23 protein-coding genes and 1 riboswitch are annotated in these 24,519 nt (G+C 61.8%); of the genes, 16 read left to right on the top strand and 7 right to left on the bottom strand.

From position 1 onward, the window contains the following. The first annotated feature begins 105 nt into the window (after positions 1-105). From pdhA to G9U53_RS29740, 5 genes are read left to right on the top strand one after another with little or no spacing between them, the layout of a single operon-like run. Positions 106-1,194 carry a pyruvate dehydrogenase (acetyl-transferring) E1 component subunit alpha gene (gene pdhA, locus G9U53_RS29720; RefSeq protein WP_007726109.1) on the top strand — a complete coding sequence of 363 codons (1,089 nt, stop codon included), beginning with the start codon at positions 106-108 and terminating at the stop codon, positions 1,192-1,194. Further along, positions 1,191-2,168 (top strand): alpha-ketoacid dehydrogenase subunit beta, encoded by a 978-nt coding sequence (locus G9U53_RS29725; RefSeq protein ID WP_054187321.1) that lies wholly within the window; start codon positions 1,191-1,193, stop codon positions 2,166-2,168. Before pdhA ends, G9U53_RS29725 begins: the two co-directional genes overlap by 4 nt. After that, a complete protein-coding gene (locus G9U53_RS29730; protein WP_165639719.1) occupies positions 2,165-3,373 on the top strand; it encodes a dihydrolipoamide acetyltransferase family protein in 1,209 nt (402 codons plus the stop codon). The genes G9U53_RS29725 and G9U53_RS29730 overlap by 4 nt, the downstream gene beginning before the upstream one ends. 10 nt (positions 3,374-3,383) lie before the next feature. After that, a complete protein-coding gene (locus G9U53_RS29735) occupies positions 3,384-4,589 on the top strand; it encodes an MFS transporter (protein ID WP_054781838.1) in 1,206 nt (401 codons plus the stop codon). A gap of 41 nt (positions 4,590-4,630) precedes the next feature. Beyond that, positions 4,631-5,272 carry a hypothetical protein gene (locus G9U53_RS29740; RefSeq protein ID WP_003941332.1) on the top strand — a complete coding sequence of 214 codons (642 nt, stop codon included), beginning with the start codon at positions 4,631-4,633 and terminating at the stop codon, positions 5,270-5,272. A 395-nt stretch (positions 5,273-5,667) separates the two neighbouring features. On the opposite strand, the gene G9U53_RS29745 is transcribed toward G9U53_RS29740, so the two are convergent. The 4 genes from G9U53_RS29745 to G9U53_RS29760 all read right to left on the bottom strand — a co-directional run bounded on the left by G9U53_RS29745 (position 5,668) and on the right by G9U53_RS29760 (position 10,596). Beyond that, positions 5,668-7,098 (bottom strand): NAD(P)(+) transhydrogenase (Re/Si-specific) subunit beta, encoded by a 1,431-nt coding sequence (locus tag G9U53_RS29745; RefSeq protein ID WP_003941368.1) that lies wholly within the window; start codon positions 7,096-7,098, stop codon positions 5,668-5,670. Continuing rightward, positions 7,098-7,421, bottom strand: coding sequence for an NAD(P) transhydrogenase subunit alpha (locus G9U53_RS29750; RefSeq protein ID WP_003941319.1), 324 nt, complete (start codon positions 7,419-7,421; stop codon positions 7,098-7,100). Before G9U53_RS29750 ends, G9U53_RS29745 begins: the two co-directional genes overlap by 1 nt. Continuing rightward, positions 7,421-8,530 carry a Re/Si-specific NAD(P)(+) transhydrogenase subunit alpha gene (locus tag G9U53_RS29755; protein ID WP_083059500.1) on the bottom strand — a complete coding sequence of 370 codons (1,110 nt, stop codon included), beginning with the start codon at positions 8,528-8,530 and terminating at the stop codon, positions 7,421-7,423. Before G9U53_RS29755 ends, G9U53_RS29750 begins: the two co-directional genes overlap by 1 nt. 527 nt (positions 8,531-9,057) lie before the next feature. Beyond that, the gene (locus G9U53_RS29760; protein WP_165639720.1) at positions 9,058-10,596 is read right to left on the bottom strand and encodes an AMP-binding protein; all 1,539 of its coding nucleotides are present in this window, start codon (positions 10,594-10,596) and stop codon (positions 9,058-9,060) included. A 191-nt stretch (positions 10,597-10,787) separates the two neighbouring features. Here G9U53_RS29760 and G9U53_RS29765 point away from each other — a divergent pair, with 191 nt between their 5' ends. Beyond that, positions 10,788-11,606, top strand: a complete 819-nt coding sequence (locus G9U53_RS29765; RefSeq protein WP_064444064.1) for a maleylpyruvate isomerase family mycothiol-dependent enzyme — start codon at positions 10,788-10,790, stop codon at positions 11,604-11,606. Between the two features lie 34 nt (positions 11,607-11,640). Further along, on the top strand, positions 11,641-12,264 hold the full coding sequence (locus tag G9U53_RS29770) for a Type 1 glutamine amidotransferase-like domain-containing protein (protein WP_042447910.1): 624 nt from the start codon (positions 11,641-11,643) through the stop codon (positions 12,262-12,264). A 57-nt stretch (positions 12,265-12,321) separates the two neighbouring features. Here G9U53_RS29770 and G9U53_RS29775 read toward each other — a convergent pair whose 3' ends face one another. Further along, positions 12,322-12,648, bottom strand: coding sequence for a hypothetical protein (locus G9U53_RS29775; RefSeq protein WP_003941297.1), 327 nt, complete (start codon positions 12,646-12,648; stop codon positions 12,322-12,324). Between the two features lie 573 nt (positions 12,649-13,221). On the opposite strand from G9U53_RS29775, the gene G9U53_RS29780 reads away from it, so the two are divergent. Together G9U53_RS29780 and G9U53_RS29785 are read left to right on the top strand one after the other, a co-directional pair. Then, the gene (locus G9U53_RS29780) at positions 13,222-13,491 is read left to right on the top strand and encodes a GNAT family N-acetyltransferase (protein ID WP_165639721.1); all 270 of its coding nucleotides are present in this window, start codon (positions 13,222-13,224) and stop codon (positions 13,489-13,491) included. A gap of 161 nt (positions 13,492-13,652) precedes the next feature. Continuing rightward, on the top strand, positions 13,653-14,879 hold the full coding sequence (locus G9U53_RS29785) for an MFS transporter (RefSeq protein ID WP_039972654.1): 1,227 nt from the start codon (positions 13,653-13,655) through the stop codon (positions 14,877-14,879). On the opposite strand, the gene G9U53_RS29790 is transcribed toward G9U53_RS29785, so the two are convergent. Beyond that, positions 14,872-16,440 carry a carboxylesterase/lipase family protein gene (locus G9U53_RS29790; protein ID WP_058037977.1) on the bottom strand — a complete coding sequence of 523 codons (1,569 nt, stop codon included), beginning with the start codon at positions 16,438-16,440 and terminating at the stop codon, positions 14,872-14,874. The two genes, G9U53_RS29785 and G9U53_RS29790, sit on opposite strands and share 8 nt — an antisense overlap. A gap of 104 nt (positions 16,441-16,544) precedes the next feature. Beyond that, positions 16,545-16,640, top strand: a riboswitch (TPP riboswitch). On the opposite strand from G9U53_RS29790, the gene G9U53_RS29795 reads away from it, so the two are divergent. The 7 genes from G9U53_RS29795 (at position 16,628) to G9U53_RS29825 (ending at position 23,036) form a co-directional block, all read left to right on the top strand. Then, the gene (locus G9U53_RS29795; protein ID WP_007726090.1) at positions 16,628-17,371 is read left to right on the top strand and encodes a TenA family protein; all 744 of its coding nucleotides are present in this window, start codon (positions 16,628-16,630) and stop codon (positions 17,369-17,371) included. It overlaps the preceding riboswitch by 13 nt. Next, entirely contained in the window at positions 17,371-18,399 is a 1,029-nt protein-coding gene (locus tag G9U53_RS29800; protein WP_030536827.1) for an ABC transporter substrate-binding protein, read from the top strand. Before G9U53_RS29795 ends, G9U53_RS29800 begins: the two co-directional genes overlap by 1 nt. Then, complete coding sequence (locus G9U53_RS29805) at positions 18,377-19,180, top strand: ABC transporter permease (protein WP_003941393.1); 804 nt, start codon at positions 18,377-18,379, stop codon at positions 19,178-19,180. Before G9U53_RS29800 ends, G9U53_RS29805 begins: the two co-directional genes overlap by 23 nt. 8 nt (positions 19,181-19,188) lie before the next feature. Beyond that, positions 19,189-19,983 (top strand): ABC transporter ATP-binding protein, encoded by a 795-nt coding sequence (locus G9U53_RS29810; protein WP_165639753.1) that lies wholly within the window; start codon positions 19,189-19,191, stop codon positions 19,981-19,983. 288 nt (positions 19,984-20,271) lie between these two features. Further along, a complete protein-coding gene (locus tag G9U53_RS29815) occupies positions 20,272-20,829 on the top strand; it encodes a LysM peptidoglycan-binding domain-containing protein (protein WP_003941373.1) in 558 nt (185 codons plus the stop codon). Between the two features lie 165 nt (positions 20,830-20,994). After that, complete coding sequence (locus tag G9U53_RS29820; protein ID WP_003941346.1) at positions 20,995-21,477, top strand: hypothetical protein; 483 nt, start codon at positions 20,995-20,997, stop codon at positions 21,475-21,477. Positions 21,478-21,689: 212 nt separating this feature from the next. After that, positions 21,690-23,036, top strand: coding sequence for a hypothetical protein (locus tag G9U53_RS29825; protein ID WP_165639722.1), 1,347 nt, complete (start codon positions 21,690-21,692; stop codon positions 23,034-23,036). Between the two features lie 20 nt (positions 23,037-23,056). On the opposite strand, the gene G9U53_RS29830 is transcribed toward G9U53_RS29825, so the two are convergent. After that, positions 23,057-24,424 (bottom strand): acetamidase/formamidase family protein, encoded by a 1,368-nt coding sequence (locus G9U53_RS29830; RefSeq protein ID WP_165639723.1) that lies wholly within the window; start codon positions 24,422-24,424, stop codon positions 23,057-23,059. Between the last annotated feature and the right edge of the window lie 95 nt (positions 24,425-24,519).

Below are 24,519 nucleotides of genomic sequence, written 5' to 3' on the forward strand. Positions count from 1 at the left end.
CAGGGGGATCCTGATGGTAGAGCGACAACTGCATACGACACATCGGGATTGTGCGGCGTACTCACGAGGCGCGCCGGGCATGAGCAGAAACCGAGGTGAGCGAAGATGATCGACAACCTCGATTATCCGGTCCAACTCATCCAACCGAACGGCGCACGAGTGTGCCGTCCCGAATTCGACCGCCTGATAACAGACATCGGGCCTGACGAACTGCTGTCGTTGTATCGCGATCTCGTCGTGAGTCGCCGCATCGACACCGAAGCTGTTGCCCTGCAGCGTCAAGGCGAAATCGGTTTGTGGGCTCCGATGCTAGGCCAAGAAGCCGCCCAGGTCGGTTCCGCGAGAGCGCTCGCCCCAGACGACTTCGCGTTCACCAGCTACCGCGAACATGCCGTCGCGTACTGCCGGGGTGTTCCCCCCGAATTGCTGACCACCATGTGGCGAGGAATCTCCCATTCCGGTTGGGATCCAGAACAATTCAACGTCACCAACCCGGCGATCGTCGTCGGCTCCCAAGGGCTGCACGCCACCGGATACGCACTCGGCGCACACCTGGACGGCGCCGAGATCGCAACGATCGCGTACTTCGGCGACGGCGCCACAAGTCAGGGCGACATCGCCGAGGCGATGGGATTTGCCGCCAGTTTCCGTGTCGGCGTTGTCTTCTTCTGCCAGAACAACCAGTGGGCAATCAGTGAACCGGTATCCCTCCAGTCACGCACGCCCATCTCACATCGGGCAATCGGTTACGGCATCCCCGCGATCCGCGTCGACGGTAACGACGTCCTTGCCGTGCTCGCCGTGACGCGCTCGGCGCTCAATCGCGCACGCGAAGGCAGCGGCCCGACGTTCATCGAGGCGATCACCTGCAGAATGGGCCCGCACACGACCTCCGACGATCCGAGCAGGTACCGCACCGATACGGATATGTCGGAGTGGAGAAGCCGCGATCCGCTCGAGCGAATGCGTCTGCTCCTCGGCCGTCGCGATCTTCTCGGAGAAAACGAACTCAGCACCATCGCGGCAGCCGCCGACGACGTCGCCGCTGGACTGCGACGCGCAACCATCGCGCTCGCCGATCCGCCCCCGTCAGCGCTCTTCGATCACGTCTACGCCGAGGCACACCCACTGATCGACGCTGAACGCGAAGAGCATCGGGCGTATCTCCGTAGCCTGGAAGGGGCTTCGTCATGACCGTCATGAATCTGGTGACCGCGCTCAACACCGGCCTTCGACGCGCACTCGAAGACGATCGTCGCGTTGTCATCATGGGCGAGGACGTCGGCCGTCTCGGCGGCGTATTCCGGGTTACCGACGCCCTGCAGAAGGACTTCGGCGACACCCGGGTGATCGACATGCCCCTCGCCGAATCAGGGATCGTGGGAACAGCTTTCGGTCTTGCCTTGCGCGGATATCGGCCTGTCTGCGAAATTCAATTCGACGGGTTTGTCTACCCGGCTTTCGATCAGATCGTCTCGCAGGTGGCCAAGATCCAGTACCGCACCCGAGGCGCTGCCTCTGCGCCACTGACGATTCGGATTCCCAGTGGCGGCGGAATCGGCGCGGTGGAACATCATTCGGAGTCGCCGGAAGCGTACTTCGCTCACACCGCAGGGCTGCGGGTGGTGTACCCGAGCAATCCGATCGACGGTTTTCACATGATCCGCCAATCCATTGCCGGCGACGACCCGGTGATATTCCTCGAACCCAAACGGCGCTACTGGGACACCGCCGACGTGGATACCGATGCCGCGCCCGAGCTTCCGCTCCACCGTGCCCGCGTCGCTCGCCCTGGAGACGACGCGACAGTGGTTGCGTACGGATCCATGGTCGCCACCGCACTCGAGGCCGCGCGGATTGCCGAAGAAGAAGGCCACGATCTGGAGGTCGTGGATCTGCGTTCACTCTCCCCCGTCGACTTCGACACGATCGAGGCGTCGGTGAACAAGACAGGCCGGCTGGTCGTCGTCCACGAGGCTCCGAAGTTTCTCGGCGTCGGCGCCGAAATCGCAGCACACGTCGCGGAACACTGCTTCTATCAGCTGGAGTCACCGATCCTGCGGGTCACCGGATTCGACATCCCCTACCCGCCCGCCAAGCTCGAGCGATTTCACCTTCCGGACGCCGACCGGATCCTCGCAGCACTCGACCGGACGCTGGCAGCATGAGTACAGGGCACGAATTCCGGTTGCCGGATCTCGGCGAGGGCCTGACGTCCGCCGATCTGGTCGAGTGGACGGTCGGCGTCGGCGACACGGTGGCACTCAATCAAGTTCTCGCCCAGGTAGAGACAGCCAAAGCTCTTGTCGAACTGCCGTCGCCCTACGTCGGCGTTGTCAGAGAACTCCTCGTCGAACCTGGCACTACCGTTCCGGTGGGTACTCCGATCATCCGTATCGAGGAGCCTGCAGATTCACCGTCTCCAAGTGATTCACAGTCTCCGAGCGTGCTGGTCGGATACGGACCCGCGGCCGAGAGACCGAGCCGCCGACGGAGCAAGATCACGCCCGCCTCGCAATCCGCGGCGAATACCGAACGACAGCCCGCAACACCCGCGGCGCGGCGCGCGGCCCGCGAAGCCGGCATCGAACTGAGCGAAATCACCGGCAGCGGATTCGACGGCGCCGTCACCGCAGCTGACGTCGCAGACGCGCTTACCGTGCAGGCGCCTTCGGATAACGCGACACGCCTGGCCTCGTCCGGGCTACGAAAACAGATGGCGTCGGCGATGGTTGCCAGCGTCCGCGCTCCGCAGGCCAGCGTCTTCCTCACCGCCGATATCACGCCTTCGATGGAACTGCTCGGCAGGCTCCGTTCTTCGGAGGCGTTCACCGGACTGTCTCTCACTCCGCTGACACTCGCTGCCAAGGCAATGGTGGCCGCCATCGCCTCGCACCCGATGGTGAACGCGCATTGGGACGAGGCCCGCGGCGACGCCGCCGTCGACGATGACGTGAATCTCGGCATCGCCGTCGCCTCCGAACGTGGACTGTCCGTGCCCAACATCAAGAGCGCCGAGACACTGAGCCTGGTCCAACTCGCACGCGCGGTGACCGAACTGACCGTTGCTGCCCGTGAGGGAAAGACGGACGTCCGTCACCTGACGGGTGGCACCGTCACGATCACCAATGTCGGAGTCTTCGGCGTCGACGGCGGCATTCCGCTTCTCAATCCGGGAGAAGCCGTCATCCTCTGCCTGGGCTCGGTGAGCGAGCGTCCGTGGGTGATCGAGCGCAAGATCGAAGTGCGGAGCGTCGTGACACTGACGTTGACGTTCGACCACCGCGTGCTGACCGGTGAGCAGGCCGCGAGATTCCTCTCATTTGTCGCAGAGATGCTCGCGAACCCGGACCTGTTGCTGACTCACCTGTAGAAAGGAACGAGTGAGCGTCAACCCCACCGACCGCGCAGTCCCCACCTCCGCCCTGGTGCGCGCCCGCGCCGGCATCTTCGGCATTTTCGGTATCAACGGATTTCTCCTCGCGATGTGGGTCGTCCACATTCCGTCCATCGAACACCGAGTGGGGATCAGTCACTCGACGCTCGGCTCACTTCTTCTCCTTCTTGCAGTCGGAGCCATCGCCGGCATGCAGTTGAGCGGCCCGCTCGCAGATCGATACGGCAGCAGGCGCATGGTCATCCTGGCGGGTAGCGGGCTGGCATTCGCCACTCTCGGCCCGGGATTTGCCACGAACACCTGGCAACTGGGCGCTGCACTTGTTGTATTCGGCTTCGCGAACGGCGCGTTGGACGTGTCGATGAACTCGCAGGCCGTCGAGGCCGAACAGTTGTACCGGCGCCCGATCATGGCGGCCTTTCACGGCATGTTCTCGGTCGGTGGCGTATTGGGCTCTGTCATCGGATTCGGCACTCTCGCACTGGATCTTCCGCCGTACGTCACGCTCAGCATCGCGTCGGCAATCGGCTTGCTGGCAGTCTGGTTGTGCTCGCGACCCCTTCTCCCTCACGTCGACGTGCATGCCGAAACCGCGTCGACTACCGGAAAGACACACGGCAGATTCTCGGCTCGCGTACTTGCCCTCGGAACCCTCGCCTTTGTTCTGATGCTGGCCGAGGGAGTGGCAAACGACTGGAGCGCGCTGCAGGTCAAGGAAGATCTCGGTGTTTCGAATGCCGTTGCCGCACTGTCGTTCGGCGCATTCTCCGCCATGATGACCGTCGGCCGGTTCACCGCGGATCGGATCAGCGCGGCGGTAGGCCCGGTGGCAGTGGTTCGCTACGGTGCGTTGCTGTCGTCCGTCGGAATGCTGACCGTCGTGGTATCCGGCTGGCTACCACTGACGTTGCTCGGTTGGGCACTGTTCGGCGCAGGCCTGTCGGGATGTATTCCGCAGATCTTCACCACGGCCGGAAATCTGGGCTCAGGTTCGGCCGGCACCAACATGTCTCGCGTCGTCGGCATGGGATACATCGGATTCCTCGCCGGTCCGGCAACCATCGGCTGGGTCACCAAGCTTGTGCCTCTCACCACAGCAATGTTGATCCCGTTTGCATGCGTCCTGGTCGCAGCAGGTTGTGCGGGTGTCGTTCGGCGCGATTCTCCGACCGCCTACAGACCTCACAGCTGATCCTCACGATCGGCACAGACTCAACAGGGATGCTGGTACTCGTGACCGTCTCGACCTCCACCCAGCACCCCGCTCCCTCCACAACCACTCGCTTCCTCGTCCTTGCCGCGATCGCCGTCGTAGCGCTGGGCGTCTTGTATTTCGTGCGACCCACCTCGCCCGGTTTAAGCGTCCCGGAACAGGTGCGCGCACTTGCCGAGTGGACAGTAGGCCGATTCGACGTCACCGCTGTACTCGCAGCCACTACCGCTCTGGCCGTCGTCTCGATGGTCCGCGGACTGCCATACGGCATCGGCGCGATCCTGCTCCTCGGAATGGGCGCCAATCTCACCAACGCGGCATTCGGTTCCTGGCTCCCCGATGTTCCCCAGGACCTATTGCCCAGCGGTCACGTCGCAGCGGCGACCGCGCTGTACTGCTCGGCGATCTTGATCTCCGCCCCGCAGTGGCGTCCGGTGGTCGCCGGGCTCGGATTCGTCGGAGTTGCTGCGATCGGTGCCAGCGCGCTCGCCGCCGAGCTGAGCGGCCTTTTCGGAGTGATAGCTGGCATTCTGATCACCCTGGTATGGGCCTGTGCCGCAGCCATTTTGATGGCACGATCGCCCATCGCCGCGAAACGTGAAGAGCTGCGCCCAGATACGGCAGCCATCGCGTTCTCCAGGCACCGGAGCATCCGACTTTAGTCCTAAATCTTTGGGATTCAGAGATTTTCGCCGATAGCTCTCCCGCCACGGTTGGACATGACGTATGTTCTGAAATGTCCGAATCAAGTAGTTCCACAGCGAAGGAGTCTTTACCGTGAGCCTCGAAGATCTGAACCCGCTCGAACTGATCCAGAAGTTGATCGAACTACTTTCCGGCTTCTCTTCCGACCCCGAAACCCCCGAGGTTCCGTAAAACGTCGCCAGAGGCGCCTGTTCCGAGTTTCGTCTCGGACCAGGCGCCTTTGTCGTTTCAGCACAAGAAGTCGTTTCAGCACAAGAAGTCGTTGCAAACACACGACATCTTTGCAACACACGGCCACGAAAAAAGGCGTCCACTCGCAGCTGCGAGTGGACGCCCCTTCCGAGTACCAGCGCTAGAGCGCCTTGAGTTCCTCGGTTACTTCGGAGACCGACTTCTTGGCGTCACCGAAGAGCATCGAGGTGCCCTCGGCGAAGAAGAGCGGGTTCTCGATACCGGCGAAACCGGAGTTCATCGAGCGCTTGAGCACGATGACGGACTTCGACTGGTCGACGTTGAGGATCGGCATTCCGTGAATCGGTGAGCTCGGATCGTTGCGCGCCGCCGGGTTGGTGACGTCGTTCGCGCCGATCACCAAGGTGACATCGGTACGAGAGAACTCGTCGTTGATGTCGTCCATTTCCTTCATCGCGTCGTACGAGACATCCGCCTCTGCGAGAAGAACGTTCATGTGACCGGGCATACGGCCGGCGACCGGGTGAATGGCGTACTTGACCTCGACGCCCTTCGACTCGAGCAGTTTCGCCATGTCCTTGACGGCATGCTGAGCCTGCGCGACCGCAAGTCCGTATCCGGGTACGACGATGACCTGGTTGGCGTAGGCCATCTGGATGGCCGCGTCGGCGGCCGAGGTCGCCTTTGCCGTGCGCACGACACCGTCGGAGGATGCGGCTTCACCGCCACCACCACCGAAGCCGCCGGCAACGATGGCCGGGATGGACCGGTTCATGGCCTTGGCCATGAGGTTGGTCAAGATGGTGCCCGAAGCACCCACGATCATGCCGGCGACGATCATCGCCTGGTTGTTGAGCGCCAAACCTGCAGCAGCAGCTGACAAACCGGTCAGAGCGTTGAGCAGCGAGATGACGACGGGCATGTCCGCGCCGCCGATGGGCAGCACGACCATCAGTCCGAGGATGCCCGAGAGTACGAGCACGCCGACGATCCACAGTGAGCTGGTCGGGCCTTCCGGTGAGATCGCCTTGATACCGATGATCACCGAGAACGCGACGGCGGCAATGAGCAGCAGAGCATTGAGCGGCTGCTGGAGCTTACCGATTCCGATCGGACGACCAGGCAGAGTTTCCTGCAGCTTCAGGAACGCGATCACGCTGCCCCAGAAGGAGATCGATCCGATCACCGCGGCAAAGAGCGAAGCGATGACGATGTGCACCGTCGGCGACTCGCCGTGCTGGAATGCGGTGAAACCGTCCGAGTCCAGGAACTCCGCGTACGCGATCAACGCGACCGTGCCGCCGCCGACACCGTTGAACAGTGCCACCAACTGCGGCATGGCCGTCATCTTCGTCCGGAGCGCCGGCGGAACGCCGAGCACGACACCGATGACAAGGCCGGCAGCGATGAGGATCCAGTTCCCCATCTCCGCATCACGAATGGAGATCAGAGTTGCAACGACGGCGATGAGCATGCCGACCGCGGCGATCTGGTTGCCGCGGACTGCGGTCTTCGGGCCGGTAAGACCCATGAGGCCGTAGATGAACATCGAGAACGCGACAATGTAGAGCGCATTGACCAGGTATTCCATTACTGGTCACCATCCTTCGACACAGACTTGGCGGCCGGCTTGGCCTTGAACATCGCCAACATGCGGTCCGTGACGACAAAACCACCGACAACGTTCACGGTTCCGAAGACGAGCGCGACGAACAAGATGATCTGCAGCCCGATCGAGGGATCGTGCACCTTGCCCAGGACGACCAACGCGCCCAGGACGACGATGCCGTGGATGGCGTTCGTACCGGACATCAACGGGGTGTGCAGGGTGTTCGGAACTTTGGAGATCACAGCGAAACCGACGAACCCGGACAACACCAGGATCGCGATGTTCGCCAGAAGTGATGTGTACATCAGGCGCCCTTCTCTTCACGGGTGACGCACGCACCGGCCAGAACCTCGTCGGAGAAATCAGGCGCCAAGGCACCTTCCACCAACATGAGTTCGATCAGCGCGGAAATGTTCTTCGAGTACAACTCGGACGCATGCTCCGGCATGGACGCCGGCAAATTCAGCGGAGAGCAAATGGTCACGCCGTGCTTGACGACGGTTTGACCCGGCTCGGTCAGCTCGCAGTTACCACCGGTTTCACCCGCGAGGTCGACCACCACACTGCCCGGCTTCATGCCTTCGGCCGCGGCAGCGGTCACCAGGCGCGGCGCGGGGCGACCCGGAACCAGAGCTGTGGTGATCACAACGTCGAAGCCCTTGATCGCATCTTCGAGTGCCTGCTGCTGCTTCGCTCGCTCGTCGTCGGTCAACTCGCGGGCGTATCCACCCTCGCCCGCCGCATCGATTCCGAGGTCGAGCCACTGTGCACCCACCGAACGCACCTGGTCGGCGACCTCAGGACGCACGTCGTACCCGGTAGCGCGGCCACCGAGACGCTTGGCTGTCGCCAGCGCCTGCAGACCTGCCACACCCACTCCGAGGACCAGAACCGTCGCAGGCTTCACCGTGCCCGCAGCGGTGGTGAGCATCGGGAAGAACCGCGTCGACTCCGATGCTGCCAACAGAACAGCCTTGTACCCGGACACGTTCGCCTGCGAGGACAACGCGTCCATCACCTGCGCGCGGGAGATACGAGGAATCGCCTCCACGGCGTATCCCTCGATGCCGGCGGCCTTCAACTCGGCGATGCGGTTGTCCGCATTACGCGGATTCAGGAAACCGATGAGCTTCGCGCCGGTACTGATCCGGGCGATCTCTTCTGTCGACGGAGGCGCAACCTTGACCACCACGTCAGCAGTCCACGGATCGCCGATCTTCGCGCCGGCAGCGGTGTACAACTCGTCGGGAATCAACGCCCCGAGACCGGCCCCGGACTCGACGACCACGTCGACACCCTTGCCGATCAAAGCGGACACAATTTTCGGCACCAATGCGACCCGACGCTCACCATCACTCGATTCCCGAGGGACGCCGACCGACGGACGCACTTGTGCGCTCTTCGATGTTTCCATTTTCCATTACCTTCTGCGGTTGGTGGTTCGCCTGCTGCGACGAGCGGCAACCAGCATGTGATGAGCGGAAGATGACCCGCTTTTGGGTGAATGGTGACTGATAGTAGCCAGAGTTAACGCGGCGTAGGGAAACCGACGACGCACTTTCTCCATCTGAATCGAGTCCGAACAGTATGTTTGGACATACCTGAAGAAGCCTACTGTGAGGCCGATCACACCGGAATGGCGGACTATTCCACTATTTGAAACGGCCGAAAGACGTAAAGGCATCAGAATGACGCGCCGAATAATCACCGTCGAGCGAGTTTACGAACCGGCTTCCGAATGTAACGCCGTCCGACTCCGCGTAGACCGACTCCGGCCACTCGCCCTCAAACGCGAAAACCTGCAGTACGCCTCGCACCGGCCTCGGATGCTCGACCCGTTGTTCTACTGACAGCAAGCAAGGACCTGCCGTACGGTCACGCGCAGGTCCTTGCCGACTATCTCGCAGAATTACTCTGATGTCCTAGCATTTCACTAGAGCATCAATTGCTCACATATTGAGACCGCAACTTGTGCTTGACGAGCTTTCCTGTAGCGGTCCTAGGCAATTCGTCGGCAAAGTCAATGCTTCTCGGAGCTTTGAAATGTGCGACCTGACTGCGAACGTATTCCAGCAATTCCTCGGCGACATGGGCACCAGGCTCGATTCCCTCCGCTAGTTGGACAACCGCCTTGACCTGCTCACCCATTTCTTCGTCGGGAACACCGATGACCGCCACGTCGAACACCTTCGGGTGCAAAGTAAGGATGTTCTCGGACTCCTGTGGGTAGATATTCACACCACCGGAGATAATCGTGAACGCGGCGCGGTCGGTCAGATAAAGGAAACGCTCGGAGTCGATATAGCCGATATCTCCACTCGTCGTCCACGTCGGATGATCCGGATGCTGCGCGGCAGCCGTTTTCTCGGGATCATTGTGGTACCGGAACGGCAAAGTCTCCCGCTCCCAGAACACGGTACCGATCTCGCCGACCGGAAGATCGCGCCCGGCGTCGTCACAGATGTGCACGATCCCCATCACTCCGTCACGCCCGACGGAACCCGGATGCGACAAGGCCTGCTCACTGTTGATGAAGGTAGCGCCCGAACCCTCGGTCGAGGCGTAGTACTCGTAGATCACCGGCCCCCACCAGTCGATCATTGCCGTCTTCACTTCGGGCGGGCAGGGAGCAGCAGCGTGAATGGCGACCTTCACCGTCGAGACGTCGTAACGATCACGGGTCTCCTTCGGAAGTTTCAACATTCGAACGAACATCGTCGGTACCCACTGACTGTGCGTCACAGCGTATTTACCGATCAACTCCAGCGCGGTTTCGGCTTCGAATGCATCCATCAAGATCACGGTTCCGCCGACCGAATTGATCACGCCGCAAAAACGCAGGGGCGCCGCGTGATAGACCGGAGCCGGGCACAAATAGACTGTGTCGGAATCGAACCCGTACATCGGTGCGAACACCGCGGTGTACGGATCCATGGTGGTGTTCACCTCACCCTCCGGGAGATCTCCTTTGATCCCCTTCGGCCTGCCGGTGGTTCCCGACGAATACAGCATGTCAGCCCCACGCGGCTGCGAGTCGAGTGGAGCAGTGGACTGCGCATCGACCGCGTCTTCGTAGTCGTCGAAGCCCTCGAGGGCGCCGCCGTACACCAATCGGTGCCGCACGCGTGGAATCAGCTTCTCGTCCAACGGAACTGCTGCGGACGCCTGCCCCGACGCCACCAGAATTGTCGCCTCGCAGTCGTCGACGATGTAGGCAGCCTCCGAAGCCGTGAGATGCCAGTTCACCGCGGTGATGTAGAGGCCGGATCTCAACGCTGCCCAGTACACCTCGAACGCCCGGAGATCGTTGTTCGAGATGAGAGCGACGTGGTCCCCAGGCTTGGCACCGACACTTCGGAAGTATCGCGCCAACTGCGTCGACCGTTCGTCGAGTTCCCGATAGGTGATGGACTCACCCGTCGCAGGGCGAATGACGGCGGGCTTGTCCGGCGTGGACTGGACAAAATTTCCTGGAAACACGAAGACTCCTCTGTCGGTGACGACAACGCCGCGTGAGCCTGCTTCGGCGTCGACAATCCTGGTCTACCACAGGAACTCTGCCACCCTCGGAGGTTTGGTGACACCGACTCGAAGCATGGGAATGCCCGCTCACTTATCCGCCGGGACATACAGTGAGGAGAACCGCACCGTCCGAAACAGGAGATGTCCACATGAGTGGTTGGCCCCAGGACTCAGTAGTCGACGCATTGACCGAGGAATGGAGAGTCATCGACGCACTGCTGGCCGAACTCGACGGCGATCAGTGGTTGGCACCGTCGAACCTTCCGGGGTGGACGGTTCACGACATCGTGTCCCATCTGATCGGTACGGAATCACTGCTCTCGGGCATCAATCCGCCGTCGATCAATCTGGACGTGCACGCATTGCCCCACGTCCACAACGAGATTGCGGCGTTCAACGAGCGCTGGGTCGAAGGCCTGCGGCGGACACTGCACTCGGACCTGCTGACCCGATATCGCGAGATCACCGCCGAACGAACCGAAGCGCTGCGCTCGATGACCAGCGCGGACTGGGACGCCGAGACACAAACACCGGTCGGTCTTGCGCCCTATGGCCGGTTCATGCGTATTCGGACCTTCGACTGTTGGATGCACGAACTCGACATCAGAGATGCAGTTGGCATTCGGGGTGAGGAAGGCGGATTGCGCGCGGAGACTGCATTCGGCGAAATCACCAGCGCGCTCGGATTCGTCGTCGGAAAACGAGGAAAGGCGCCAGAGGGAGCACGGATCACTTTCGAACTCGAAGGGCCACTTGCCCGTTCACTTCACGTCTCGGTCGACGCGCGAGCAACACTCGTCCCGGAGTTGGACGGTCCGGCGACCACGACCATCTCGATGAGCTCACCGCTCTTCACCCGAATTGCCGGTGGCCGCGTCCACGCGTCGGATCACCGAACCGACATCTCGCTTCGCGGTGACACCACGGTGGGCACACGCGTCGTCGACAATCTGGCGTTCACGATTTGAGGGCTGGGTGGGTAGGTCGCGAAGGTACTGAGAAGTGAAACTGTTTCTCTCGTCCTACCGATTCGGCGACCACCGCGAGGCTTTTGTCGATCTCGTAGGCCGCGGCGCTCGCATCGCGGTCATCGCCGCGGCTGCAGATTCGTGGCCCGCCAATGCCCGCAGTTCAGCAGTCACCAGCGAATTGACTCCGCTACGTGCAGCGGGCTTCACCGCAGAGGAAGTGGATGTCCGAGACTTCCTGGGTGCATCGGAAGCACTGGAACTCCGGCTCCGCGAATTCGACTGCCTGTGGGTTCGCGGCGGAAACACGTTCGTCCTGCGAGCTCAGCTAGCTCGAAGTGGCGCTGACAGGGTCATCGAGATGCTGGTTCGTTCAGGCGTCGTGGCCTATGCGGGATACAGCGCCGGAGCGTGCCTGGCGACTCCGACTCTGATCGGGCTGGACGCGTCGGACGACCCCGCTGAAGTCATGCCAACGTGCGGTATCGACCCGATCTGGTCCGGGCTCGCGCTGATCGACTTCGCGATAGTGCCGCACGGCGGCGATTCGCTACTCGAAGATCCACAGGTGACTGCGCGGACGGTTGCGGCCCTGACCACGGCGGGCGCGCAATTCACCGTGCTTACAGATCACGAGGTGATACTCGTCGACCGTTGATGTAACGCAGACGGTTGATCTTGACGCAGACTGAGCAGTCGACTCGGCCCGACCGGATCAGCCGTGCTCTGCCACCGCGGTTCCGGCTGCCGGCGACTGACGCTCGAGCCTCGTCCACGCGATCTCCCAGCGCTTGACAGAGACCTCGTCAGCGTCCTCGAGAAGGGCGTCGAGGAGCAGGCGTGGATTTTCGCGCCATGCCAGTTCAGCGGCATGGACTTCCGCAGCCGAGAACAACCCGGAAGCCTCGAGATCACGAATCCATTCGCAGATCTCGCCTCGGTGAATCCGTGCGATGGTCTCGTATCCCAGACCTTCGTCAAGGAAGTCGTACGAAAAAATTGCGGCAAAGTAACTGTTCGACTCACGCTGCCCGAAAATCATGTGCGTTCCTTCCTCGAAGTTGTCCGACGAAGACTCGAAATCGAACCGTTGAGCAGCGACGCCAAAGTTTTTTGGCGAAGTTGTAACGCTTCTTCTATCCCCGACGATTCAAACGCTAACCCCCCGAGCGGGTCTTTGGGATCACGTCCGAGAAACGATCTGATGACCAACGCAATACCCCTGGGGTTTCCGGCCGCTCGCACCCATCATCGACACGCAACCAGCGCGCCGCTGACCTGCAATTTGCCCGTTTCAGGCCCTCCACTTAATCCATCCGAACAGACGACAAAAAACTTTGTGACCGGTCCCACATATTGGGATGTTTACGATCGTGATGCATATGTATCACCCGTTGTGGGCACAAAAGTACGGGCAAATCGGCACGTACAGACCAGTTTTGTTCGTTCTCCATGGCGACGAAGGTCCCTTGAACGGTCGTCCAGTTGTAGTTGCGCTAAGTAACGGATCCCACGTCGGCAACCGATATTGCGGACGGCCTGCCAGGTAGCGTGCTCCAGAGAACGTAGACGCGGCGCGGCGCAACCGGCCGCCCTTTCGAAACGGAGCCCGAAGATGACCGAGACAGTGGCGCACAATCCCGCGGAAACGCGTTTCGAGATCCGAGTCGACGGCGAACTCGCCGGTTTCGCCGAGTACTCGGACCATTCCGGCGTCCGTGATTTCCACCACACGGTGACCTCTCCGCAGTTTCGTGGGCGCGGGCTTGCCGCCATCGTGGTGCGTGAAGCGCTCGATCAGACCCGGAACGAGGGATTGAAGATCCTTCCGACGTGCTCGTACGTCGAGAAGTTTGTTGCGGAGAACCCCGTCTACCAGGCATAACCGAACGAGAACGGCCGGCGAAAAACCAGTCGCGAACCTGCAGACACCGCTGCTAGCGTCGATGGTGCCGTCGTCGAAATCCTGGGCGGCACCATCTCGGGGAAGGAAAGAACGTGGTCGCCTCAGCAGATCGGCGTCCACCTGCGTCCACGGACGTAGCTATCCCCAGCTATCTCCCTCTCGTACTGGTCAATCTCGCGACGCTGTTCTCGGCGATCGGCAACGGTATCGCCATCGTCGTGCTCCCCTGGCTGGTTCTCGAACGAACCGGTAAGGCTACCGACGCGGCGATAGTTGCCGGCGCAGCAGCCATTCCGCTACTCGTGTCGAGCCTGTTTTCGGGGACATTCGTCGACAAGTTCGGACGCCGTCGAACGTCGATGATTTCCGACGCTCTCTCCGCGATGTCCGTTGCAGCGATTCCGATCATCGCGGCCACCGCGGGCTTGACGATCCCGGTGATCGCGGCGTTGGCCGCACTCGGCGCCGTGTTCGACCCCGCCGGAATGGCGGCGAGGGAGTCCATGCTGCCTGCAGCGACTCGGACCGCCAAGTGGAAGCTCGATCGAACCAACAGTGTGTACGAGGCCAACTTCAACGTCGCGTATCTGATCGGCCCTGGCATCGGCGGTGTCCTCATCGCAACGATCGGAGCGGTGAACACGCTCTGGGTCACGGCGGCAGGTTTTGTGTTCTCGATAGTCGTGGTCGCCTTCATCCGGCTTCCCGGCGCCGGAGTGCCCGAACACGAACACCGTCCGAAATCGATCTGGCACGGCACACTCGACGGTCTTCGGTTCGTCTGGAACAACAAACTGCTGCGCACCCTGGCGCTGATCGACATGGCAGTCGTCGCGCTCTACATGCCTGTGGAGAGTGTCGTGTTCCCGGTGTACTTCACAGAGTTGGATCAACCGGCCCAACTCGGATCGGTGTTGATGGCCTTGGCGATCGGCGGCATCATCGGCTCTCTCGCCTACGCCCCACTGGCGCCGATCATGTCCCGGCGGCTGATCATGATTTTTGCCGTCGCCGTTCTCGGCATAGCGATGCTGGCCATGGCGCTCCTACCTCCACTGTGGGTGATCCTCGTACTTGCCGGACTGCAGGGCCTCGTCTACGGACCAGTCGGCCCGATCGCCAACTACGCCATGCAGACGCACAGCCCGGAGCACATGCGTGGACGCGTCGTCGGTGTCATGACGTCGACGGCCTACGCCGCAGGCCCGCTCGGCTACCTCGCGGTCGGCCCGCTGCTCGATCAACTCGGAATCGCGTCGACCTTTGTGGCCCTGTCGATTCCGATCATCCTGATCGCCGCAGTCTGTGCCTCTCTGCCGGTGCTTCGCGAACTGGATCGTCCGCGGCACTCGACCGACGTCAGTTGAACCCCATCACGTCGTTGCCCCAGGCGACGCGCAATCCGTGATCGGGGTCGCTGACGAGGGTGTCGGCGGAGTCGATCAACAGCGTCGACCGCTTCTCTTCCTCGTACGGCGCCCAGTGCTTCGAGCCGTCGAGGGCCGCCGGCACTGCATGCCTGGCGAAGGCCAACCATCGCCGTTGGATACGGCCGGCCACCTCCATCGCGGCCTTCCGACCGCCGAGCCAGAACGTGGGGTCGACGTTCAGGGTTCCGAAATTGCCGAATACATAAGGTAATTCGGTCGCGTGGCCCGCGCCGATCCGCGCCGCCTTGAGCATCGGCGTCGCGTGATCGAAGCGGTAGACCCATGTAGGGGAATGCCTGCAGTGCGCGTCTGCGATCCAGAGGGTCGGCATGCGAAACGCAGCGTCCCGTGACAGTGCCAGCGCGCCACTCGGTTTCGCATGGTCAGGGTAAGCCGACATGATCTCGGCAAGTTTGGTCGCGGAGATGTCGGGGTGATCGTCGGCCAGTAATTGGAGCATTGCCTCGACGGACTGCGCACTCACCGGCATCAGCGGAGACTTCATGAACTTGAAGATCGACGCCTCGTCCTTGTTGGAACCGATGATCAGTGGGATTCGGTGCGCGTAACCCTTCTGGAAAGCCGCAACCGGGTAGTGCGGCACCAGATCGCGATCGACAACGGGTGCCATCGCCAAAGTTCCCGGAATCCGGGTCGGAATTTCGTTGACCAAATCATCGCTTGCCTTGACGAGCAGTTCCAGATCTGTGGTCAGCAGATCGCCTGCGTCTTCGGGGTCGATCGAGAGCAGTTCGAGAAACCGCTCTGCAACGGTCTTGGCGCGCTCGGCCCCGTAGACGGAGGTCGCGGGCGGACTCTGGGCAATCGCACGATGGAACAGACCTTCGGCGCTCGGACAGGTCATGAGCGTCGTGATGGATCCTGCGCCGGAGGACTCCCCGAACACGGTCACCGCACTCGGGTCACCACCGAAGGCGTCGATGTTGTCTCGAACCCATTCGAGTGCCGCAATCTGGTCTCGCAGACCACAGTTCGATTCGAAAACAGTATCCGCGGTGGAGAATGCAGACAGGTCCAGGAATCCGAGTGCGCCGACGCGATAGTTGAAGGAGACGAGAACGACGTCACCGGTTTCAGCCAGATGACGGCCGTCGTAGATCGTTTGGGCGGCAGACCCGAGGCAGTAGGCGCCGCCGTGAATCCACACCATCACCGGTCGCGGCGTACCGTCGGGTCGCGGGGCCCAGACGTTGATCGACAGGCAGTCCTCGTCGATTTTGAAGGCCCGATCGATCGGAACCGCCGGACTCTGGCCTTGCGGCGCGATCGGCCCGAACTCACGACAGTCGCGCACCCCGTCCCACGACTGTGCGGGTTGCGGCGCTCGGAACCTCCGCTCACCCACCGGCGCCGCTGCGTAGGGCATGCCCTTCCACGCGAATACACCGCCATCCGGATACCCGCGGGCTTCTCCGCCTCGCGCCCGGATCACCAGAGTTCCGTCCTCGCCGAGATTTGGTCGAACGTCGGTCTCCATGTCTGAATCCCCTCCCGACCCGCGCGTGTGGCAATCAAGACCAAACCTACCAATCTCGGACGGGTGTGCGCCGAGTACACAACCCCTCGGTGTTAAGGTCGCCTAGTTCTGACACGGGGTGCTCCGCATGGGCGGGGCTGAGAACACACCCGGGAACCTGATCAGGTAATGCTGACGAAGGGATGTCATGGCTACTACGCAGCCTGCATACAATTCTGCCGAAAACTCGGTGGCCACAGCGCCGTCGACGGATCGGTTCACAGATCGACTCTGGGCCGAGACGAAGGCCCTCCGCGAGTCGATCGACTCACTGGAGTTCCTCCGCCGCCTCGGCGACGGAACACTGCCTCTCGACGCGTTCCGCACGTACATCGAGCAGGACAAGCTTTATCTCGAGGGGTATTCGAAAGCGTTGTCCCTGGTCGCGGCCCACGCCCCGGATCCGCAGTCCGCGGGCTTCTGGTCGAATTCCGCGTCCACGGCAGCGACAGTGGAATCTGCGCTTCACGACGGACTTCTCACCGGTGGAATTCTTCCAGCGGGATCGGGAAGGCTCGAGCATTCGCAGGCCTGCCTGGGATACGTCTCGTATCTGACGGCGACTGCAGCCACTGCGCCTTACCCGGTCTCCGCAGCGGCAGTACTCCCCTGCTTCTGGATCTACGCCGAGGTCGGCCGCGATCTTGCCGCTTCAGCGCGCGAGGTACTCGACGCCGATCCGTCGCATCCGTATGCACAGTGGGTCACGACCTACGACGCACCCGAATTCCACGAGTCGGTGGCGCAGGCCCGCGTACTGGTCGATGCTGCGGCCGAAGCTGCCACCGAGACAGAGCGTGAGGCGATGAGTGAAGCATTCCGCATCGCCAGCCGCTATGAGCTGATGTTCTGGGATTCCGCACTCCACCAGCAGCCTTGGCCGGCGTCGTGATGTCGTTTGCGGCGCTGCGCCGCACGCTTGCCACGTCTGCCGCGATCGCAGCCGCGTTCACAGTTCTGACCGGATGCGCCTCTGACACCGGCTCTTCCGACGGGACCATTCGGTTCGCACTCGACTGGACACCGAACACGAACCACACCGGTTTGTACGTAGCACTCCAAGAGGGCTACTTCGAGGACGCCGGCCTGGACGTCTCGATCCTGCCCTACAACAACACCTCGCCCGACACCCTGGTCGATGCCGGCAATGCCGAGTTCGGCATCAGCACACAGAGTCAGGCCACGTTCGCCCGTGCAGCCGGCGCCGCCACGACGTCCGTCATCGCGCCACTTCAGCACCGCGCCACCGGCATCGGCGTGAAGGCGGATCGTGCGGACATCACGCGCCCACGTGATCTCGACGGGAAGACGTACGCCGGGTTCGGCGATCCCGGCGAAGTCGAAACGCTGCAGCAGATCATCCGCAACGACGGCGGGACCGGGAACTTCACGACGGTCACGCTCGGAACTTCCGCGTACGAAGCCGTGTACTCGGGCCAGGCAGACTTCACCGTCTCCTACTTTGCTTGGGAAGGCCTCGAAGCGGAGCGAAACGGAACTCCGATGCGGTACTTCCAGTACACCGATTACGGCTTCCCCGATGCATATTCGATCGTGATCAACGGCAACCAGCAGTGGTTGAAGGACCATCCCGACGAGGCACGCAAGTTCGTCAAAGCCGTTCAACGCGGATATCAGACTGCTGCCGACAACCCGGACCAGGCCGCGCAGGATCTCATCGACGCGAACCCCGGAGCATTCACCGACGAAGACCTCGTGCGTGAGAGTCAGCGGATGCTCGCCGCCGACTACATGAAAGACGCCAACGGCGTTGTGGGCGCCCAGAATCTCGAAACCTGGTCGGGCTACTCGGGATTCCTCTTCGAGAACGGATTGCTCGCCGGACCCGATGGGAAGCCGTTGACCCAGAAGCCGGACTGGTCGGAGTACTTCACCAATGAGTATCTCGACGCGTCCTGACGTGAGCGGACGGTTGGTCTCGACCATGCGGCGGGCGCTTCCCGCGCTCGCCGTGGTGGTGCTCCTCGTGGCGGCGTGGCAGATCTACGTCGAGATCAGTGGGATTCGGCCGCAAGTACTTCCGTCTCCGGGGCGCGTTCTGTCCCAGGGGTGGGACAACCGCGAGATCATCTCCGGCCACGCCTGGTCGACATTGCAGGTCACGTTGGTCGGCTTCACTGTTTCATTGGTGTTGGCCTGGATTCTTGCTGTGGTCGTGGACTTTTCGCCGTGGTTGTCACGCGCGCTGGTACCACTTTTTGTCGTCTCGCAGACGCTGCCGATCATCGCCATCGCGCCGCTGATGATCATCTGGTTCGGCTTCGGGTTGTTGCCGAAGGTGTTGGTGATCGCCCTTGCGACGTTCTTCCCCATGACCATCGGACTCATCGAGGGATTTGCCGCGGCCGATCGGGAAGCGGGCGCTCTCCTGCGCAGTATGGGCAGCACTCGCTGGCAGGAGTTCCGATACGTTCGCCTTCCTTCGGCAATTCCGCGATTCTTCACTGCCCTGCGCATCGGCATCACGTATGCGGTCGTGGGTGCGGTGTTCTCCGAATACGTCGGCGCTACTTCCGGTTTGGGTATCTACATGAGCACCCAGAAGAACTCCTTCCGCACCGACCTGGTGTTGGCGGCCGTACTGGTGACCGCGTTGATCAGTGTCACGCTGTACTTGCTGACGTTCGCCATCGAGCGCATCGTTGCACCATGGGCGATGAACGAAAGGTCGCGGACATGACTGACCCGATGGTCGAGGATGCAATGGTCGAAATCCAGGACCTGACCAAGAGGTTCGACACGGCCGGAGAATCGCGTCTCGTGCTCGATTCGGTGTCCTTTGGTGCCGACGCGGGCGAATTCGTGTCGGTGATCGGGCCGAGCGGCTGCGGCAAGAGCACGATCTTCAACGTCCTGGCCGGGCTCGAATCCCCGACCGCGGGTTCGGTCTGTGTGGGCACGCGCGCAACGGAATCCGAACCAGCCACCGAGGTGCATACCGCGTACATGCCGCAGAAAGATCTTCTGTTCCCTTGGCGTTCGGTACTGGACAACACGGCCCTCGGTTTGGAAGTGCAGGGAGTCGGCAAAAAGGAAGCACGCGAGCGCGCTCGCGAGTTGTTCCCGGCGTTCGGACTGTCCGGATTCGAGGACGCCCGGCCGTCACAACTGTCCGGCGGCATGCGCCAGCGAGCGGCGATGCTGCGCACCGTTGTTCAGGGCAAACCTGTCCTGCTGCTCGACGAGCCGTTCGGCGCACTGGACTCGTTGACTCGGACCGAGATGCAGGCCTGGCTACAAGACGTGTGGCAGCAGTACCGGTGGACCGTGCTGATGATCACCCACGATATTCGTGAAGCGATCTATCTGTCCGATCGCGTGGTCGTTCTGTCGGCGAGGCCGGCAACGGTCAGGTGCGTCGTCGACGTTCCCTTGCCGAGGCCACGCGAACTGGACATGATCACCTCGCCCGAGTTCGCCGACGTCGAGCGTGAACTGCTTGCCGTTCTCCACGACGAGACTCGCAAGTCGCTACAGCCCTAGCGGTTACTGATAATGCGCTGAGAGCGCGCCGATTTCACCTGCCGTTCAAGAGAAAGTGCATCGCAACAGTGCAACTTCGCGTAGGATGTCGCGGCGCGTTCGCCCAAAACGCCTTAATATCAGCAAGATCCGAACGCTCGACACGCAATCCGTCAACGCTGCACAATTCTCTGTACTCTTCGGTAACGTACACTCGGTCGCCTACGAGACCAACGGCCAGAAGGTAACTGGACGGTAAAGCGGAATCGTGGAGGCACAGTCATCGCAACAGATTTGGAAAGGGACAGCGTGAGCACACTGCAGTCAGGTCAGAGCCTCGGAGTCGGCCAGGAACTCAAGTCCGACAACGGCGCATACACCCTCACCTTGCAGGACGACGGCAACCTGGTTCTGTCCGAGGGCGGACAGGCTGTTTGGGCCGCAGGCACCAACGGATCCGGCGCCAACCGCGCCGAGGTGCAGGCTGACGGAAACTTCGTCATCTACAAGGACTCCGACGCCGTGTGGGCATCGCAGACCGCAGGCAACGACGGTGCCTCCCTCTCGGTTCAAGACGATCGCAACGTCGTTCTGTCCGCCGGCGGAAATGCTCTGTGGTCGTCGGACACTGCAATCGCAGCGCCGGCCGCCGAGGCTGCCCCGGAGCCCGCTCCGGCACCCGAGCCTGAGCCTGCCCCCGCCGCTCCGGCAGCGCAGAGCTACACCGTCGAAAGCGGCGACACCCTGTGGGCGATCGCAGAGCGTTTCTACGGTGACGGCAACCAGTACCAGCGCATCGCGGATGCAAACGGCATCCCGAACCCGGATCTCATCAACGCCGGTCAGGTACTGACGATCCCCGCCTGATTCACTGCTTGACCTGGCCCTGGGTGCCGACGTCCGCGTCGGCACCCAGGGCCTTTTGTGTTCTACGCCACACAGATTCGCGTCCCGCCCAGCAGACCCTGATACTCCATTGCGGCATCTTTTCGCCTACAGTACTTCCGTACTGCTCCCGAAGGACAGGTGTGCATGAAAGACAGAACAGTCATGATCGGCGCTGTCGCAGTGGCCGCTCTTTCTCTGACATCAGGCCTCGTTTTCGGCGGAGCAGCCGGCGCATTCGGTGCCGGCGGCCCTGTGGTGAAGCCTCCCACTCTGGTCTCGTCGGTTTCCGTGGAGTCCGTCGCCGGGATCGAACCGGCCGCGTTCTACAGCTCGGTTGCAGTCCCCACGGTTGTCATCCCGCCGACGCCGACCTGGCGAATCGCCGACGAGACGACTGCTCCTCGTAATCAGCCGCTTGTGGTGACCGCGACAAGCACGAGCTCCGCCACCTCGACTACGACGGCCACCAGTACGACAACACCCGTCTCATCCACGACAACTGCGTCGGCTACCGCGACCTCGTCACCGACCGCGACGGCCACAACCACCAAGACCAGCACCACCCCCGTTGTCACGACCGGATCCACGCCGCCCGTCGTCGAGGTCTCGCCCGTTCTCGCCGGATAACCCTCTCTCTTTCGCCCGCACACCGCCTGGCGTGACGGCGGTTACAGGCACACTTCAGTCGCCGCTCTCGAATAACCGATCTACCTGCAACTACCTTCCTCGTCGTCACGGTTCGTGGTCCGCTGCAATCCGGTCGACCGGAAAAGGACAGCAGCATTGTCGGAGCCTCGCGATACCGTATAGGTCTGAGCTTTTGCGGAAGGAGGTGGCTGATGAGCGCAATGGGCTTCGATCTCGATGTCAGTGTCGACCGGGCGTGGGCAGAATTTCAACGTCGCCTCGGCGATCACATTTCCATCATGGTCGACGGCGACGTTCTTGCCGTGGAATCGTCCACCGGCGACTTCGATCCAGCTGACGGCGCAGCGCCATGCGTTCAGTTCCTCGTGTGGGACGAGAACACAGTCCGCTGCGAGGTTCCTTCCAACGACTTCCTTCATCCGCGCTATCGACTCGAAGATGCCGACGAACAAAAGTTGATCGCACTCGGCTGGAATCCGCCTTCCGAGAATCTCGAGGATCCGAACAACTCCCCCGCCTTCTGCGTCGACAAGGCGCAGAACTGGGCCGATCAGCTCGCAGCGATGACTGTCGCTGCATTCCGTGATGTGTTCGGTGTGCACCACCCGGCTTTTCTATCCAGCGATCTCACCGGCAACGAGCAGACTCCGGATTTCGATCCGTCGGTCGTCGAGTCGACAGAACTTCCGACACTCGACCCCACCGCGGCCTACATGCCCAACGACATCGACCACCTCAAGGAGTTGGTCACTCTCGCTTTGCTTCCCATGCTCGGCACTCTTCCCGAGCGAGACAGCGACGGCGACATACCCATTCGTGTCGGTTCGACTGTCATGTTCGTCGGTCCGCTTTCCGAGTCCATGGACGTGCAGTTGTTCTCCCCACTCGTTCAGGACATCAGCAACCGCACCCGTGCAGCCGAGGTCATCGCCGATCTCAACCGCAAGTGGTCGCGCATCAAGTTCGTCTTGATCGACGATCGTCTGTCGGTGTTCCTCGAGGTGGCGGGTTCGCCATTCGTTCCCAAGCAACTCACCGATACGTGCGCCGCCCTGACGTCGTTCCTGCGTACCGTGGACGACGAGTTCGCCGCACGCGTCGGCGGAGACCTCTTCTTCGCGAACAAGAGCGGTGACTCCTCCTCGCTGCAGCCCGATCTGACGGCCGAGGACCTGCCTCCCGAACTCGAGACCCTGCTGCACCTCGATCTGGACGTGGCCGAGGATCTCGACGCGGTAGCCGATGTCTGTGGTCGTGATCGCGATCTGATTCTTCAGCTCCTCCACATCAGCAACGAATGGCAGATTCAGCTGCGTAGTCAGGCTGTGGACGCCCACGGTCGCGGAGACGCCGAAGAGGCTGCGGGATACGAGGATCAGGTCGGCGGGTGGGAACTCATGGTCGACCGTCTGCGAGGGGCCTTGCGACTGGTGGTCCTACCCAATTCTCGAACCGAGACGCCGGCAAAGCCGCAACCTGAGCAAATGGGCTTGTTTGCCGATCCCTTGCAACAGAGCCTCTTCGACGATCCGTCCTGACAACACGGATCGCCTTCCCGCTATTCGAAGTGGGATTTGAAGATCTGTCCGTGGACGCCCACGGTTCGATCGACAACCTGCGAGACCGTGAAATCGGCTGCGGCAGAAAGATAGGCGTAGGCCGTCGCTCGATCCATTCCGCGATCATGCTCGAGGAAGTCGAGCGCGTTGACCACCGCGCGCCGCATGGCGCCGTTGAGGTCACTGTTCTGCCCATCGACCGAACCGTTGGGGTCGGACAGGCCGATCGGAATCCAGGCCTCCTCTGTCTCGGCGAACGGGTATCCGAAAGCCACCGATGGAGCGTCACCGGAATCCTTCTTGCACACGCTGAGTCGGAACGTGCCGCGCAGCGATCCTTCCATCGCCGTCAGCGCCGCCTCACCGTCACCCATGGCCATGTGGGGGTCACCGACGTAGAAGAGGGCGCCTTCAGCGAATACCGGCAAATAGAAGGTTGATCCGACACCGAGATGCCTGATGTCGATGTTTCCGCCGCCCAGGGTCGGAGGAATGGAGTTCGACGACGGGGATGTCGGGTCTGCATCCGCAGAATAGGCAACTCCCATCATTCCCATGAAGGGCCGCAGGGGAAACCGCACCTTCGACTGTCCGAAAGGCATCACGCCCTTGCCGTCTTCGATCGCCGTGAAAGTGGAAACACCGCCGTACTTCAACGGGTCCTTTGTTGCGCGCCCGTCTGTGGCGACCGGCGGCATGACTTCGTCCAGAGTGATTCCCGCTGGAGCGGTTCCGTCTGCTGTGACGGCGAGAGCGCCCTTGCCGTGTCTGCTCGACACAACGCCGTACGGCACGCGGGGAATGGCTTCGAGAGTCTCGATCTTGAGTACGTCTCCAGGCTGGGCGCCTTCGACGAAGACCGGGCCGGTGACGACGTGCGGTCCGTCCTTGTCGAAGTTTCGTTCGGTTCGGTTGTATTCGGCCGCAACGGCAATCGCATCCTCGAGCACGTCCTTCTCGGAAACGCCTTTGCTACCGAAGTATTCGAGAGGATTGCGCCCTTGATCCTCGAGAATTCCCTCGTGCGAGAGGGCGTCGATCGTGACGGTCTGGCCCGACTTCATCCGCATCACCTCGCGGGTGTGGATGCTGGGCACATAACCCCACATGACGTCCGACGGATCCGAACTCAGATAGTGATCGCCACTGACGTTTCCGCTGCCCGGTTGCAGAATCGGAATGCCATCGGCGAACGGTAGTGCAGAGGAGGACGATCCAGCCGGTGACGCGTTCGAGTGCGCGCATCCCGAAGCCACACCGGCAACTCCTACGCCCGCACCGAGGGCAGCGACTGCCCTTATGAATCCGCGTCGGCCAAGACCTTTCGTCAGGTCTTCGGCTGCGTTGCGGGCAAGAGTGTATTCCATCGAGATTCCTCCGGAGTGCGTGACGATGTGCGACTGCGAAGAAAGCTAGACCCGATTTGTTACTCGTTCATTACCATTTCATGGCAAGGAAATAC

This window comes from Rhodococcus sp. D-46 (assembly GCF_011290655.1).
In the GTDB taxonomy this organism is placed as follows: Bacteria; Actinomycetota; Actinomycetes; order Mycobacteriales; family Mycobacteriaceae; genus Rhodococcus_F; species Rhodococcus_F qingshengii.

Coding starts and splice junctions, on each gene's coding strand:
- pdhA (WP_007726109.1), top strand. CDS start 106: ATGATCGACAACCTCGATTATCCGGTCCAACTCATCCAACCGAACGGC.
- G9U53_RS29725 (WP_054187321.1), top strand. CDS start 1,191: ATGACCGTCATGAATCTGGTGACCGCGCTCAACACCGGCCTTCGACGC.
- G9U53_RS29730 (WP_165639719.1), top strand. CDS start 2,165: ATGAGTACAGGGCACGAATTCCGGTTGCCGGATCTCGGCGAGGGCCTG.
- G9U53_RS29745 (WP_003941368.1), bottom strand. CDS start 7,098: ATGGAATACCTGGTCAATGCGCTCTACATTGTCGCGTTCTCGATGTTC.
- G9U53_RS29750 (WP_003941319.1), bottom strand. CDS start 7,421: ATGTACACATCACTTCTGGCGAACATCGCGATCCTGGTGTTGTCCGGG.
- G9U53_RS29755 (WP_083059500.1), bottom strand. CDS start 8,530: ATGGAAACATCGAAGAGCGCACAAGTGCGTCCGTCGGTCGGCGTCCCT.
- G9U53_RS29765 (WP_064444064.1), top strand. CDS start 10,788: ATGAGTGGTTGGCCCCAGGACTCAGTAGTCGACGCATTGACCGAGGAA.
- G9U53_RS29775 (WP_003941297.1), bottom strand. CDS start 12,648: ATGATTTTCGGGCAGCGTGAGTCGAACAGTTACTTTGCCGCAATTTTT.
- G9U53_RS29780 (WP_165639721.1), top strand. CDS start 13,222: ATGACCGAGACAGTGGCGCACAATCCCGCGGAAACGCGTTTCGAGATC.
- G9U53_RS29790 (WP_058037977.1), bottom strand. CDS start 16,440: ATGGAGACCGACGTTCGACCAAATCTCGGCGAGGACGGAACTCTGGTG.
- G9U53_RS29795 (WP_007726090.1), top strand. CDS start 16,628: ATGGCTACTACGCAGCCTGCATACAATTCTGCCGAAAACTCGGTGGCC.
- G9U53_RS29800 (WP_030536827.1), top strand. CDS start 17,371: ATGTCGTTTGCGGCGCTGCGCCGCACGCTTGCCACGTCTGCCGCGATC.
- G9U53_RS29805 (WP_003941393.1), top strand. CDS start 18,377: ATGAGTATCTCGACGCGTCCTGACGTGAGCGGACGGTTGGTCTCGACC.
- G9U53_RS29810 (WP_165639753.1), top strand. CDS start 19,189: ATGGTCGAGGATGCAATGGTCGAAATCCAGGACCTGACCAAGAGGTTC.
- G9U53_RS29820 (WP_003941346.1), top strand. CDS start 20,995: ATGAAAGACAGAACAGTCATGATCGGCGCTGTCGCAGTGGCCGCTCTT.
- G9U53_RS29825 (WP_165639722.1), top strand. CDS start 21,690: ATGAGCGCAATGGGCTTCGATCTCGATGTCAGTGTCGACCGGGCGTGG.
- G9U53_RS29830 (WP_165639723.1), bottom strand. CDS start 24,424: ATGGAATACACTCTTGCCCGCAACGCAGCCGAAGACCTGACGAAAGGT.